13 protein-coding genes and 1 other RNA gene are annotated in these 14,852 nt (G+C 41.1%); 6 read left to right on the top strand and 8 right to left on the bottom strand.

The genetic code is table 11. The annotated features are described in order from the left end of the window. Nucleotides 1–9 precede the first annotated feature (9 nt). The 3 genes from Xedl_RS05845 to Xedl_RS05835 all read left to right on the top strand — a co-directional run bounded on the left by Xedl_RS05845 (nt 10) and on the right by Xedl_RS05835 (nt 4,419). Nucleotides 10–3,159, top strand: a complete 3,150-nt coding sequence (locus Xedl_RS05845; protein ID WP_074022884.1) for an efflux RND transporter permease subunit — start codon at nt 10–12, stop codon at nt 3,157–3,159. A 640-nt stretch (nt 3,160–3,799) separates the two neighbouring features. Further along, nucleotides 3,800–4,168: an Hha toxicity modulator TomB gene (gene tomB, locus Xedl_RS05840; protein ID WP_074022883.1), complete on the top strand. Its 369-nt coding sequence runs from the start codon at nt 3,800–3,802 to the stop codon at nt 4,166–4,168. A 47-nt stretch (nt 4,169–4,215) separates the two neighbouring features. Beyond that, nucleotides 4,216–4,419 (top strand): HHA domain-containing protein, encoded by a 204-nt coding sequence (locus tag Xedl_RS05835; RefSeq protein ID WP_047766794.1) that lies wholly within the window; start codon nt 4,216–4,218, stop codon nt 4,417–4,419. 94 nt (nt 4,420–4,513) lie between these two features. On the opposite strand, the gene ffs is transcribed toward Xedl_RS05835, so the two are convergent. Next, nucleotides 4,514–4,610, bottom strand: an RNA gene (ffs, locus tag Xedl_RS05830) — signal recognition particle sRNA small type. A 539-nt stretch (nt 4,611–5,149) separates the two neighbouring features. Here ffs and tesB point away from each other — a divergent pair. Further along, nucleotides 5,150–6,007 (top strand): acyl-CoA thioesterase II, encoded by an 858-nt coding sequence (gene tesB / locus Xedl_RS05825; protein ID WP_074022882.1) that lies wholly within the window; start codon nt 5,150–5,152, stop codon nt 6,005–6,007. A gap of 75 nt (nt 6,008–6,082) precedes the next feature. On the opposite strand, the gene amtB is transcribed toward tesB, so the two are convergent. The 5 genes from amtB to Xedl_RS05800 form a co-directional block, all read right to left on the bottom strand. Next, nucleotides 6,083–7,363, bottom strand: a complete 1,281-nt coding sequence (amtB, locus tag Xedl_RS05820; RefSeq protein WP_074022881.1) for an ammonium transporter AmtB — start codon at nt 7,361–7,363, stop codon at nt 6,083–6,085. A gap of 13 nt (nt 7,364–7,376) precedes the next feature. Then, on the bottom strand, nt 7,377–7,715 hold the full coding sequence (glnK, locus tag Xedl_RS05815) for a P-II family nitrogen regulator (protein WP_074022880.1): 339 nt from the start codon (nt 7,713–7,715) through the stop codon (nt 7,377–7,379). A 169-nt stretch (nt 7,716–7,884) separates the two neighbouring features. Continuing rightward, nucleotides 7,885–9,654, bottom strand: a complete 1,770-nt coding sequence (locus Xedl_RS05810) for a SmdB family multidrug efflux ABC transporter permease/ATP-binding protein (RefSeq protein WP_074022879.1) — start codon at nt 9,652–9,654, stop codon at nt 7,885–7,887. Next, nucleotides 9,647–11,395: a SmdA family multidrug ABC transporter permease/ATP-binding protein gene (locus Xedl_RS05805; protein ID WP_074022878.1), complete on the bottom strand. Its 1,749-nt coding sequence runs from the start codon at nt 11,393–11,395 to the stop codon at nt 9,647–9,649. The genes Xedl_RS05810 and Xedl_RS05805 overlap by 8 nt, the downstream gene beginning before the upstream one ends. A gap of 56 nt (nt 11,396–11,451) precedes the next feature. Then, nucleotides 11,452–11,925: an Lrp/AsnC family transcriptional regulator gene (locus tag Xedl_RS05800; protein ID WP_074022877.1), complete on the bottom strand. Its 474-nt coding sequence runs from the start codon at nt 11,923–11,925 to the stop codon at nt 11,452–11,454. 122 nt (nt 11,926–12,047) lie between these two features. On the opposite strand from Xedl_RS05800, the gene Xedl_RS05795 reads away from it, so the two are divergent. Together Xedl_RS05795 and queC are read left to right on the top strand one after the other, a co-directional pair. Further along, complete coding sequence (locus Xedl_RS05795; RefSeq protein WP_074022876.1) at nt 12,048–13,100, top strand: PLP-dependent cysteine synthase family protein; 1,053 nt, start codon at nt 12,048–12,050, stop codon at nt 13,098–13,100. Between the two features lie 32 nt (nt 13,101–13,132). Next, on the top strand, nt 13,133–13,831 hold the full coding sequence (queC, locus tag Xedl_RS05790) for a 7-cyano-7-deazaguanine synthase QueC (protein ID WP_074022875.1): 699 nt from the start codon (nt 13,133–13,135) through the stop codon (nt 13,829–13,831). A gap of 69 nt (nt 13,832–13,900) precedes the next feature. Here the strand turns inward: queC and Xedl_RS05785 are convergent, their stop codons facing one another. Together Xedl_RS05785 and Xedl_RS05780 are read right to left on the bottom strand one after the other, a co-directional pair. Beyond that, nucleotides 13,901–14,314 carry an acyl-CoA thioesterase gene (locus Xedl_RS05785; RefSeq protein ID WP_074022874.1) on the bottom strand — a complete coding sequence of 138 codons (414 nt, stop codon included), beginning with the start codon at nt 14,312–14,314 and terminating at the stop codon, nt 13,901–13,903. Nucleotides 14,315–14,463: 149 nt separating this feature from the next. After that, nucleotides 14,464–14,847: a ComEA family DNA-binding protein gene (locus Xedl_RS05780; protein WP_074022873.1), complete on the bottom strand. Its 384-nt coding sequence runs from the start codon at nt 14,845–14,847 to the stop codon at nt 14,464–14,466. Nucleotides 14,848–14,852: the final 5 nt, after the last annotated feature.

Here is a 14,852-nt window from a genome sequence, read left to right as displayed (position 1 = left end):
CGGTGATTCATGCCTAAGTTTTTTATCGAACGGCCAATTTTTGCATGGGTAATAGCGATTATCACTATGCTATCTGGCCTGCTGGCAATCATGAAATTACCCGTGGAGCAATATCCTGCCATTGCCCCACCTACTATTTCCATTTCAGCAAGTTACCCAGGAGCTGACGCGACAACAGTACAAAATACTGTAACACAGGTTATTGAACAGAATATGAATGGTATCGATAACCTAGTGTACATGTCTTCCAGCGGTGATTCTGCGGGGCACATGAATATCATGTTGACCTTTGAAGCAGACACAGATCCCGATATCGCGCAAGTTCAGGTTCAAAATAAACTGCAATTGGTAATGCCACTATTGCCTCAAGAAGTTCAGCAACAAGGTGTTAGTGTTGATAAAAGCACCAGTTCATTTTTGATGGTGGCTGGTTTCATCTCTCAAGATGGTTCCATGACTCAAGATGACATCGCTGACTATATCGGAGGCAACGTCAAAGATACCTTGAGCCGTGTTGCTGGCGTGGGTGAAACACAGCTCTTTGGCACGCAGTATGCCATGCGCATCTGGCTCAATCCTGACAAACTGCTCAACTATAAAATCACCACTCAGGATGTTATTAGTGCAATCAAGGCGCAGAATAATCAGGTTGCTGCCGGACAATTAGGAGGGACACCACCGGTTCCAGGTCAGCGTTTGAATGCTTCGATCATCGCACAAACTCGCCTGAATTCGGCAGAAGAATTTGGCGATATTTTGCTGCGCATGAATCCCGATGGTTCACAAATTCGCTTGCGTGATGTCGCTACCGTTCAATTAGGCGCTGAAAATTACAGTATCATTGGTCGCTTCAATGGCAAACCAGCATCAGGGATTGGTATCAAACTAGCAACGGGAGCCAACGCCTTGAATACCTCCAAGGCGGTTCAAGAAGCTCTGGCTGAGATGCAACCTTTCTTCCCGCATGGGTTGACTGTTGTCTATCCATATGACACTACCCCATTCGTCAAAATTTCTATTTTCGAAGTGGTGAAAACATTGGCAGAAGCCATTCTGTTAGTGTTTATCGTCATGTACCTGTTTTTGCAAAACTTTCGAGCTACCTTCATCCCAACAATTGCGGTTCCGGTTGTACTGCTTGGTACATTTGCCATTCTTGCTGCGTTTGGCTATTCCATCAATACCTTGACTATGTTCGCTATGGTACTTGCCATAGGCTTGCTCGTGGATGATGCCATTGTTGTCGTGGAAAATGTTGAACGAATTATGCAGGAAGAGGGGTTATCACCGAAAGAAGCTACCAAAAAATCGATGGGACAGATCCAAGGCGCTTTGGTCGGTATCGCACTGGTACTTTCCGCTGTATTTGTACCAATGGCATTCTTCGGAGGTTCAACAGGAGCGATTTACCGCCAATTCTCAATTACGATCGTCTCAGCAATGGTATTGTCTGTGCTGGTGGCATTAATCCTGACTCCGGCACTGTGTGCGACGATGCTCAAACCTGTTGCTAAAGGCAGCCATAGCACTCACACTGGATTCTTTGGTTGGTTTAACCGTCTGTTTGAACAGAGCACACATCATTATACTGATAGTATTGGCCGAATGTTACGTGGTACGGGACGTTACCTGGTGATCTATATCATGTTGATCGCCGGCATGGCCTGGATATTTAAGAATCTGCCCTCCTCCTTCTTACCAGAAGAAGATCAGGGGGTTTTACTGGCATTGGTTCAATTACCACCTGGCTCCACTCAGGAACAGACACAAAAGGTATTAGATGAGATCAATGATTACTTCTATACCAAAGAGAAAGATGTTGTTAAATCTGCATTTACAGTTAACGGCGTGGGTTTTAGTGGTCAAGGGCAGAATACTGGTCTGGCATTTATCAGCTTAAAAGATTGGGCACTGCGTAAGGATGAGAAAGATAAGGTTCCAGCCATTGTTGCTCGAGCCAATGCGAATTTTGCTCAAATCAAGGAAGGTCTTGTCTTTGCGTTCAATATTCCTTCAATTGTCGAGTTGGGTTCTGCCAGTGGATTTGACTTCCAGTTGATTGATAAAGGAAATTTGGGGCATGCTGCACTGACAGAAGCACGTAACCAATTGCTGGGTATGGTTGCACAACACCCAAATATGCTGACGAGTGTCCGTCCTAATGGGCAAGATGACACACAACAATATCGCATCTATATCGATAAGGAAAAAGCAGAAGCCCTAGCTGTATCCACGACAAATATCAACACAACCCTGAGCACGATGTTTGGCGGTGTTTACGTCAATGATTTTATCGACCGTGGTCGAGTCAAAAAAGTCTATATTCAAGCTGATTCGCCTTACCGTATGTTACCAAGCGATATCAGCAAATTATATGTCCGTAACTATTATGGAAAAATGGTGCCGTTTTCTGCATTCATAGATGCATCAAAAGATCCCTGGATTTATGGTTCACCACGTCTGGAACGCTACAATGGTCTTCCCTCTATGGAAATTGTGGGCGAAGCAGCACCTGGTCAAAGTACTGGTGACGCAATGGCTCTTATGGAGCAACTGGCATCACAATTACCTTCAGGAATTGGCTATGACTGGACTGGAATGTCTTATCAAGAACGTCTATCTGGCAATCAGGCTCCTGCCCTATATGCGCTGTCATTAATTGTTGTATTCCTTTGTCTGGCAGCATTATATGAAAGCTGGTCTGTGCCGTTCTCGGTCATGCTAGTCGTCCCTCTGGGGGTTATCGGCGCATTGCTGGCAACATCAATACGTGGACTGGATAATGACGTTTACTTTAAAGTTGGCTTATTAACGACCATCGGGCTGTCTGCGAAAAACGCCATCCTTATCGTAGAGTTCGCCAAGGATTTGATAGAAAAAGAAGGCAAGGGATTAATAGAAGCAACGCTTGAAGCAGCCAGAATGCGTTTGCGTCCAATCCTAATGACTTCTCTAGCCTTTATGCTTGGCGTTATGCCTCTGGTATTGAGCAATGGCGCAGGTTCAGGTGCACAAAATGCCGTAGGCACAGGAGTATTGGGTGGTATGATTGCAGCTACATCGCTGGCAATCTATTTTGTTCCTGTATTTTTCGTTGTCATTAAGCGGCGGTTTACGAAAAAAAATGAGGAGCTTGAACACACTTCAACCACTCACTAAAAATTCAACTATGTTAAAAAGGCCACTGATGTGGTCTTTTTAATAGCTAAAAAACCCTCGAACAACAAATTACAAGATGACAATATCTGCGTTAAAATTCATTCATAGTCTAATTAAAATAAATACTTATGAATGACCTGGTCAGTTTAAAAGACAACATTTTTTGCTTTTTATAAATAAACAGAAGATAACTTGGTAACTTTCCTTGTTTTTATCTTGATTACACCTTTAATGGTAAAAAGTGTTCCATCTCGATGGTGACATATGTAATAATGACGCTATATTGATTTTGAAAGTCGCAATACAATCGCCTATAATGATTGCTGTGCTATTGCTACAGTATCTACTGTATTAGTATAATTTAATATATTTCACAGTATATGTGGATATGACTATCCTTCGTAGTAGAATGCTAGCGCTTGCCAGAAATGGGGCTTTGCCAGAATTTAGTATTTTTGTCGTAACTAAACGTAAATGAGTCATTGTTAAAAGATCTAGTTGGTAGATACGTATAATAGAGCACTAACATTAATAAATAATAATCATGTTTTGATAGGCTCTATTCTAAAAGAATGACTATAATAATTAGCATGTATAAGCCTTAGTTCAAATAAGCTGTGCATCGTTTACGGAGGTGATTATGGATGAATATTCACCAAGAAGGCATGATATTGCTGAATTAAAATACTTATGTGAAAATTTAATTCATGAGGCTTTTTCCGTCCTGAATCGCACTGATAATCATTGGATTCACGACCTGACCTCCGAGAAAAGTTTAAAACTTAACGAATTGATTGAACACATAGCAGCTTTTGTTTGGGGCTTTAAAATTAAATACTCAGACAACTACACTCTGAGCACCTTAATTGATGACTATCTAGATGAAACATATAATTTATTTGGAAGTGATAAGATAAGCTTTCTTGAACTTACAAAATGGCAAAAAACAAACGAACACTTAACTAACGTTCTGTTACATGATTTGAACGCTTCTCTAAGCAAAATCTGATAAATATATTTCTAACTATTTTTTATACCAAATAAGATAAGGCGATTATGACTAAAACTGACTATCTGATGCGTTTAAGAAAATGCACTTCTATTGAAACACTGGAACGTGTAATTGAAAAAAATAAATACGAGCTTTCGGAAGATGAACTGGAATTGTTCTACTCCGCGGCGGATCACCGTTTGGCTGAACTTACCATGAATAAACTCTATGATAAAATCCCATCGTCTGTTTGGAAATTTGTCCGCTAAACTGTAATGTTCAGATAGAAAGTGACTTGAGCCGGTAGCTATTATCGGCTGACAGGACAGCATAAGCTCATGATGAGTTTGAAATTGGTGAGGGCTCTGCCAGCTACATCCCGGCACACGCATCCCTTGCTATGGCTGCTTCTTTCCAGACCTGACCAAGTTAACAAGTTAGCATTGCGAGAGAACCAACAAAGCCCCCATTGATATTAGCTTCAACTTTCGAAGCGGTGGTCATTATCTTTCAAACATTATGAAATAGCAAGGCAACTTCATTTGAATGCTGCTTTATTGCCCATATTGTTGCAAAAAACATCAAAATTTAATGATTTTACTTAACAGAACACCTATAGCATTTTTTCAAGCCATAACTCACAGTAGACAAACAATAAACAGATGCAACAACAGATATATTTAATAACGCTAATGAATCATTACTACGTCATATAAAAACCACGTAATTTCACAACGTTAACCTAAGTTAAATACCCCCCCAGCCCTTAGCATTTAAAATAAAAACAATCATACAAATCAAAAGATAAAACCACAAAACAATACATTCGCATTATTTGATAAGCATTGATAAAATTAACAGTGATAATTCTCATCTAAAATAAAAACTCAAGGATAATTTTATACAGCTTAATCCATTTATTTTCAAATAAATAAAAACTTATTATCGATAACCTTTCATTTATACATTTTCAATGTTCTTAAAAAATAAAGGCATGTTATGAGTCAAGCATTACAAAACTTAATTAACTTGATACATTTAGAAAAAATAGAAGAAGGAATTTACCGAGGACAAAGTGAAGACTTAGGATTTCCTCAAGTTTTCGGCGGACAAGTAATAGGCCAAGCGCTATATGCAGCAAAACAAACCGTCGCGGATGATAGAATGATCCACTCCTTTCATAGCTATTTTCTACGTCCAGGTGATAGCCATAAGCCCATTGTTTATGATGTTGAGATATTGCGTGATGGAAAAAGTTTCAGTGCCCGCCGCGTCAGCGCAATACAAAATGGCCATCCTATCTTCTACATGACAGCATCCTTTCAAGGACATGAAGAAAGTTTTGAACATCAAAATACTATGCCTCTAGTCCCTCATCCCGAAGAGTTAGATTCCCAAGAAGAAATTGTAAAAAAAATGACTAACTCACTCCCGACAAGATTAAAAAAAGTGGTTTCCACTCCACCTTTGGAGATGAAGCTCGTTCCTCTGCAAAATCTACCCCATCATTCATCCCAACTCCCAGTGCGTTATGTTTGGTTCCGTAGCAACGGAAAAATGCCAGAAGACCCATTTATTCACCATTGTTTACTGGGCTATGCATCAGATTTCAATTTCTTGCCCACGGCACTACAACCCCATGACGTCAAATTCATGGCGGAAAATATGCAAATAGCCACGATTGATCACTCAATGTGGTATCACCGCCCTTTCAATATGGATGACTGGCTACTCTATTCAATTGAAAGCCCATCAGCATCAGGAGCGCGTGGTTTTGTCCGTGGGCATATCTATAACCGTGCAGGCGTGCTTATCGCATCTGCGGTTCAGGAGGGAGTCATCCGTAAACTACAATGAATTGGATCAATAGCTGTATGCCGTAATTCACTTTTCCGTTACTACGGCATACCTATTTGCAAACAAATAACCGTCTCAGTTATAAGCACTTTCACCATGTGAAGTAATATCAAGTCCTTCTCTTTCTGACTCAAGACTAATACGTAACCCAACCAACTTATCAGCGATCTTAAATGAAATATAAGCGGCTATTGATGACCAAACTATACAGACCAATATACTAATAGCCTGAATAGTGAACTGCCTTAGCATTGTCATTCCTTCAGCAAACCCTGTTCCACCTAAAGAGGATGCAGTAAAAACACCAGTCAATAAACAACCGACAATGCCACATACTCCATGTACCCCGAACACATCACAAACATCATCAACACGTAACCATTTTTTCAGTATGACTACCCCCCATAAGCCAGCAATCCCTGCGATCAATCCCATCACCAACGCACCACTGATGCCAACTGTTGCAGCAGCAGGCGTAATGACCACTAAACCAGAAATGCACCCAGAACATGCTCCTAAAAGCGAAGGTTTCTGGCGAAATAACCACTCGCAGAAAACCCATGACAACACCGCTCCCGCCGTTGCTGCCACCGTATTAACCAGAGCCAACGCCGAGATAGCATTTACTTCACCAGCAGAACCCACATTAAAACCAAACCATCCAATGTAAAGGATCGCTGTTCCAACAAAGGTCATTGGTAGGTTATGAGGTTTAAATGCTTCCCGCCCAAAACCTGAGCGCTTCCCAAGTAAATAAGCACCAACCAATCCTGCCGCTGCTGCATTAATGTGAACGACAGTTCCGCCAGCAAAATCCAAAGCACCATCCTGAGCAAGCCAGCCGCCTCCCCATACCATATGCGCCATAGGGATATAAGATACTGTCAGCCATAACACACTAAAAATCAGCAATGCAGAAAAACGCACCCTTTCACATAATGCTCCCACCACCAAAGCAACCGTAATACACGCAAATGCCCCCTGGAAAACAACATGAATTAACTGATAAAAATTACCAGTTAGATCAGTTATGGATATATTTTTCAACATAACCTGACCAAAACCACCCCAAAAAGAGTTGCCTACCTCAAAGGTCATACTGTATCCATAAATAATCCAAAGCACACAAATCAATGAAAAACTAACAATCACCTGTGACATCAGTGACAAAACATTTTTGCTGCGTAATAATCCCCCATAAAATAGGGCAATGCCGGGTATTGTCATAAAAAGTACAAGTATCGTATTTATCAACATAAATACAGTGTCTGCTTTGTTGAAATTATTTTCCGCAGCAAGAGCAAACGAAGGAAAACTGGCTGCAATACACACTACGGATAAAAATTTATTCTTCATTTTTCACCCTCATTTACAGTGCTTCATCATTCGTTTCACCTGTCCTAATCCGGACGGCATGCTGTAATTCAAAAAGAAATATTTTTCCATCCCCCATTTTTCCGGTAAAAGCAGTCTGCTGGACAACATGGATAATTTCTTCAACTCGTTCATCATTGGTAGCAATATCAATCTTAACTTTGGGTAAGAAATTAACGTTATATTCAGCACCCCGATAAAGTTCGGAATGGCCTTTTTGACGCCCAAAACCCTTTACTTCAGTTATAGTCATACCTTGTATACCTATATCAGCAAGTGCTTCCCGCACTTCCTCCAGCTTAAATGGCTTTATGATGATGGTGATAAGTTTCATATTTCCCCCGTTTTTTCGCTACATTTGTACAAGGGAATATGTGCAAGGGATATGCCAAAAATTAAAAATGAGGTGTAATTAGGTTGTTATAGAAAAATATTTCTAAAGAAGGGATAAAAAAGGGAGCAGAAAATACATCTGCTCCCTATACGCATCTTAAATATGCACACTAAACGTGCACTGATTCATTTAACGTCTCACTAACTTGCTGGAGCTGGTACATTTGATAATAGCGTCCACGCTTTTCCAGTAGTTGTTGGTGCTGGCCTTGTTCAGCAATTGCACCACGATGTAGCACTAATATGGCATCAGCCTCAGTAATGGTTGAAAGACGATGAGCAATCACCACCAATGTCGTCTGTTGGCGGATCATTTTCAAAGCTTTCTGTATGGATTGCTCTGTCCCAGAATCAATATTCGCGGTTGCTTCATCCAAAATCAGGATCTGTGGCGTTTGCACTAAAACCCTGGCCATTGCTAAAAGCTGTTTTTGGCCTGCTGAAAGTGTATTCCCTTGTTCTCCTAAAACGGAGTTCAAACCATCTGGTAAATTACGAACAAAATCAGCCAATTGAACCAATTCTAATACTTCCCATATTTTCTCTTCGCTGATATCCCGCCCTAGCGAGATATTGTTGAGAAATGAAGTTGCCAGAACAACCGGGTCTTGCTGCACCATTGCCACCCCATTACGCAGCACTGCGTGAGAAAGCGAAGAGATGGGGTGCCCATCAAGATAAATTTCACCATCTTGCCACGGATAGTACCCCATAATTAAATTAGCCAAGGTGCTTTTTCCACTCCCTGTATGCCCGACCAGAGCCACAAACCCATGTGGTGGAACATGCAGGTTAATATCATTCAAGACCAGTTTGTCACTGTGATAGGAAAAATTTAAGTTTTCAATATCAATTCTGCCACTCTCTAACGCTCGCAAATCATTGCCATATTGCTGCTGTGGACTATCCATCAGTTCGAAAACACGTTCGCCTGAAACCACGGCTTGCTGCAACACAGATTGTTGTGAGGTCAACTCAATCAATGGTTCATTCAATCGACCAAGATAGTTAATAAAGGCGTACAGTACACCCACGCCGATAGCCTCAGTGCCTTTGATGCCAAACAATAACAGCAAACCACACAATGTTGCTGCAGAGAAGAAACTCAATAATGGCCTTAATAAGATGCCATCTAACCGTAACGCCTGCATACGAGCCTGATAATGTGCTCGGTTGGCAGCCAACATTTTCTCACCAAAACGAGCTTGCTGACGAAACTGTTGAATCACACTCATTCCATTAATGACTTCATTGAAGCCATCGTTAATGTCAGCCAGATAACCGCGAACCCGCCTAACGATGGGGGTACTAAGGCGCTGATAGATAACCATTACAAGCAAAACTGCTGGAAATATTAAGATCGCAACACATGCCATACGCCAATTTAAAACAAACATGGCTATCAACATGGAACCAATTAATGCCGCACAGTGAAATACCATTGGAATCACATTCACAAACAGATCTTTAATGACCTCAGTATCATTTGTTACGCGGGATATCAGTTGTCCAACTGGTTGATTATCAAACGAACTTAATGGCTGACGTAATGCTGAATCCATCACATCAGTACGAAGCTTTTGCACCACTCCCACAGATGCCTGATTAAAAAATAATGTTTGATAATAGTGTAAAACGGCAACAATAATCTGCAAAATCAAGAATACTGCCGCAAGTCCACTGACAATATCGAGCGGCAAATTCCCCGTTGCAACCATATTGTCAATAAAATAGCTTACAAGCAGAGGCCCGCTGACTTCTGCCAATGCAGCAACCCATAACATTAATACAGCAATTAGCATCGGTTTGCGGTAATTTTTACCGTAAGAAAGCAAACGCTTTAATGATGGCCATAGCTTACCTATATGAGTTTTAGTCATTTTCTCCACCCAATTCAGCTTCTAGTTGTTGGTAATAGTACATATCGGAATACCAGCCTGATTGGGCGATAAGTTGCTTATGCTGGCCTTGTTGTACAATCGTGCCATGCTGCATAACCAAAATATTATCTGCTTCTGTTAATGCCGACAGTCGGTGCGCACTGATAATAACAGTACGCTGTTGCCGCCATTGGCTAAGGTTTTTCATAATCTGGTGTTCCGTGTGCCCATCAACGGCTGACAGAGCATCATCAAGGATTAAAATCTCCGTATCTAACAGCAGGGCTCTGGCAATGGATATACGCTGTTTTTGCCCTCCTGAAAGCATCACACCGCGTTCTCCAACTTCCGTTTGATAACCTTGAGGCAGTTGCAAAATATCATCATGTACACTTGCTAAACGAGCGACTTCCTCTATTTGCTTTTGGGTAGCATCAGGCCGTCCCAACGCAATATTACCTGCAACCGTATCCGAAAACAGAAAAGGAGTTTGGTTGACAATAGCCAATCGTGAACGCCAACCTTCCATTCGAAGAGCTGAGATATTTTTTGACTGGAAAAGAATAGCTCCATCGGTTACATCAAACTGCCGTTGCAATAAAGCCAATAAAGTACTCTTCCCTGCCCCTGTTGATCCGCAAAGCCCCAATAACTGACCAGGTTCTAGTTGAAAATGGACATTTTCCAAAACAAGTTTATCACTTTGAGGATAAATAAATTTGTTGATACTTACCTGCAAGCTCCCCCGCTCTGAAGATAAAGACAACACGCCATCTTCGGTTACCAGTGGTTCCTGCAACAAACTGTGGATACGTGCGTAAGCGGCACTTCCTCTCTCAACAATGTTGAACATCCATGCCAATGCCAACATAGGCCATATCATCAATCCCAGATACATTACAAAACTGGTTAGTTCGCCAAGGGTCATGGAGCCATTCACCACCATCCAACTCCCTCCACCAACAGCCAGGAGATTTGAAATAGTGATAGAAATGAAAATAGTAGGATTAAAACGCGCATCTATACGTGCAACACGCATATTCTTACGCCCGGCATCAATAGCAACTTCTTCAAACTGATTGGATTGCAGATCCTCCAGCCCAAACGCTTTTATCATGCGGATACTAGTCAAACTTTCATGTGCATGGTTATTCAGGGCAGAGAATGCGCCTTGCGCAGATTTAAAACGATGATGAAGCTGATTGCCATAATGCTGAATCACCAAAGCCATAATGGGCATCGGCACTAGTGATAACAATGTTAATTGCCAGCTAATATTCACGCTCATTACAATTAGGACAGAACATCCCATGACTAAAGCATCAACCAAAGTAAGAACGCCCTCACCTGCGGCAAAAACAACTCTGTTAACATCATTTGTTGCGCGAGCCATGAGATCGCCAGTTCTATGACGCAAATAAAATTCAGGATTTTGGCTACTCAGACGCCAATAGAAGTCACTACGCAATTTAACAGCTAGCCGATAAGAAGCACCGAACAACCATACACGCCAAACATATCGCAGGCCATAGATAGCCAAAGCAATGAATAGCATTAGCCCCAGCCATATCAATAGCTGACGAAAGGTCATTGTTTTTGTGCTAATACCGTCAACAATCAACCCAACTAAGCGGGGAGGAATAAGTTGCAGTACTGCAACCAAAACGAGAAAAATGACAGCCCCTACATAGCGCCGCCACTCACTGATAAAATACCAGCTTAATTGTGAAAATAATCTCACACATCTATTCCCAAGGTAAAAATGAAAGAGTTAGCACCTACCGACCAAAGGGATCTTTATGAAGTGACTGAATCTGGTATTGGCAGCGCCGTTGTATATTTGATCTTTTCCATAGCAAAGTTAGAAGTAACGTCAATCAAACCAGATACCCCATTTACCATGCGTTTATAGAAACGATCATAACTTTTCATATCAACAACTTCTATGTGCATCAGGTAATCATACTCACCAGCCATTCGATAAAATGTTAAGACTTCTGGCATCTCTTTTACAAAGGAGACAAACTGTTCATACCATTCACTGCTGTGTTGTTGAGTTTTAATCATCACTATCACTGTCAAACCCAAGCCGAGTTTTTCTCCATTTAACAAGGCAACCTTACCAACAATATAACCTTCATCTTCAAGTCGTTTAAGGCGTTTCCAACAAGGTGTCGAAGTCAAATTAACGGCTTCAGCCAGTGCGTTTAAGGATAGACTACAATCCTGTTGAAGCAGTTCCAGTAGCTTACGATCTATTTTATCTAACATATCTAAATCCTATAGAAATATTTCCCAAATATAACGGATTATTTCAGAAAAATAACAATCTATTTCTCCGAATGTAAGGGTAATCTATATACCACCACGGTATTGTTATTTAGGGTCAATTTATGTCGTCTTTATGGGCTACAAATGCCATAAAAGCTATCCAAGCTGATTATCAACGCAGCGCTGATACACATCTCATTCGTCTTAACCTCCCCATATTTCCGGGTATTCACCTCTACCTCAAAGATGAGAGCACTCATCCCACTGGTAGCCTCAAACATCGGCTTGCTCGTTCCCTATTCCTTTATGCTCTCACTAATGGTTGGATTCAGGAAGGAACGCCTATTATTGAAGCTTCATCTGGAAGTACTGCTGTTTCGGAAGCTTATTTTGCCCGCTTACTGGGTTTACCATTTATTGCAGTTATGCCTTCCTGTACTGCTAAGCGTAAAATTCAAGAGATCGAATTCTATGGCGGTAAATGCCATTTTGTAGAGCATTCCGCCTTGATTTATCAAGAATCAGAGCGCCTGGCGAAAGAGCTTAATGGCCATTACATGGATCAGTTTACCTATGCCGAACGAGCAACTGACTGGCGAGGAAACAATAATATTGCAGAAAGTATTTTCCGCCAGATGCAACTAGAGCCTTTTCCTGAACCAACTTACATCGTTATGAGTGCAGGAACGGGTGGCACATCTGCGACACTTGGTCGTTATATCCGTTATCAGGGATATAACACTAAACTCATTGTTGTCGATCCAGAGAACTCCGTCTTCTACGATTGCTACCATCAGAACCGCCGTGATATTTGCGGAAGTATTGGCAGCAAAATAGAAGGGATTGGCCGCCCACGCGCAGAGCCTTCTTTTATTCCTACGGTTATCGATGACATGATCCAAGTTCCCGATCCTGCCACAATTGCTACCATTTATTGGCTTGAAAAATTGATTGGCAGAAAAACTGGGGCATCAACAGGAACTAACGTCTGGGGAGCTTTACAACTCGCCAGGCAAATGTACGATAACAACCAACAAGGGGCAATTGTGACATTACTCTGTGATAGTGGAGAACGCTACCTTGATACTTATTACAACCCAGAGTGGGTTCACAATAATATTGGTGATGTCACACAGTATCTAACACAACTACCCAAGTTAAACGGTTATGAGTAACATATCTCCTTCAATTTACAGAGGTAGGTATCATGAAACGAGCCGTTGTTGTATTCAGTGGTGGACAGGATTCTAGCACTTGTTTAATTCAGGCATTACACCAATATGACGAAGTTCACTGCGTCACCTTTGATTATGGACAGCGTCATCGTGCTGAAATTGATGTAGCTTGTCGTATAAGCAAAGAATTGGGAGCTGCTGCCCACAAAGTACTTGATGTTACTTTATTGAATGAGCTCGCAATCAGTAGCCTGACTAGAGACAATATTCCTGTACCCGATTTCAGTGAAAGTGAAAAAAGCGGCCTCCCAAGTACTTTTGTGCCTGGCCGTAATATATTATTTCTAACTCTGGCGGCCATTTATGCTTATCAGGTTGAAGCTGAAGTCGTTATTACTGGCGTTTGTGAAACAGATTTTTCGGGTTACCCAGATTGTCGCGATGAATTTGTCAAGGCTCTCAATAAAGCAGTCAGCCTTGGTATCGCTCGTGATATTCGTTTCGAAACTCCTCTAATGTGGTTAAACAAGGCGGAAACCTGGGCATTGGCAGATTATTATCAAAAATTGGACTTTGTTCGCAATGAAACCCTTACGTGCTATAACGGGATTCAGGGCGATGGATGCGGTGAATGCGCTGCCTGCCACCTCCGAGCTAAAGGACTAAATCATTATTTAAGCAATGCCCAAGCCACGATGCTAGATATGAAGTCCAAAACACATCTCAGTTAGTCAAAACGTTTTATTTCAGTCATGTTATCTGTGAGAGGTTCCACGAACCTCTCATTCAACATGTTTATCTTATAGCGATTCGGCATTATTTTTATATGATTCCATTCTTTCTCGTAATTCACCGTCTAAAACCAATGCTTTTTGCGTTTTCAAATCAATACAAGCAAATGTAGTTAAAGCATCTGCAATAATTTGATTATCACTCCGGCGTATAATCTCCTGAAAAAATGTACCACTTTTGTTACGTAACTCTTGCATCGAAGATTTCACTTCCAGCTCATCTGTAATCACTGCTGGATGGCGATAATTAATATTGATATTCACCACAACAAAACCAATATTTTTACGATTTAACCATTCCAACGTGTCATCTTCAGTGAGTAGATCCCAGCGAGCGGCTTCCATAAATTCCAAATAACGCGCATTGTTCACATGCTGGAAAAGATCAATATGGTAACCCCTGACTTTGATAATCGTGCTCATTGCTATTTTTTTCCTTACACTCATCCGACCAGACAAAACATAACAATAGCAAAACAATTTAATTACAATAGTGTTTAATCAATGATTCTTGATCGATATCACAGCCCTCTTGATTAAATTACTGCCAATTCACAAGAGGGCCTGACCACTTAATAAGTCAATTTATCCCGATTTTTCTCTATAAAAATCGGACCAATACCTTGTACTTCCTGTAATTGTTCCATTGCTGTAAAAGGACCATATTTTTCACGATACTCAATAATCGCCTGTGCTTTTTTGGTGCCAATCCCATTGAGTTCTTTTGCTAATTCTTCAGCATTTGCAGTATTAATATTAACAACACCCTTTCCCTGTATCTGTTGGCCTGAAACTTGCTCTCCTCCCTTTTTCACCTGATTGTCTTCAACGGTGGTTTTAACCGATTGTTTCACCATTTTATCAGTAGATTCATCAACGGTAGCTGCATGAGTTAACGATATGCTGATACACAATGCCATCATAAGTGAATTGAATAATATCCTTAAATATTTCATGTAAA

Source organism: Xenorhabdus eapokensis (assembly GCF_001908105.1).
This window is presented reverse-complemented; position numbering and strand designations above follow the sequence as displayed.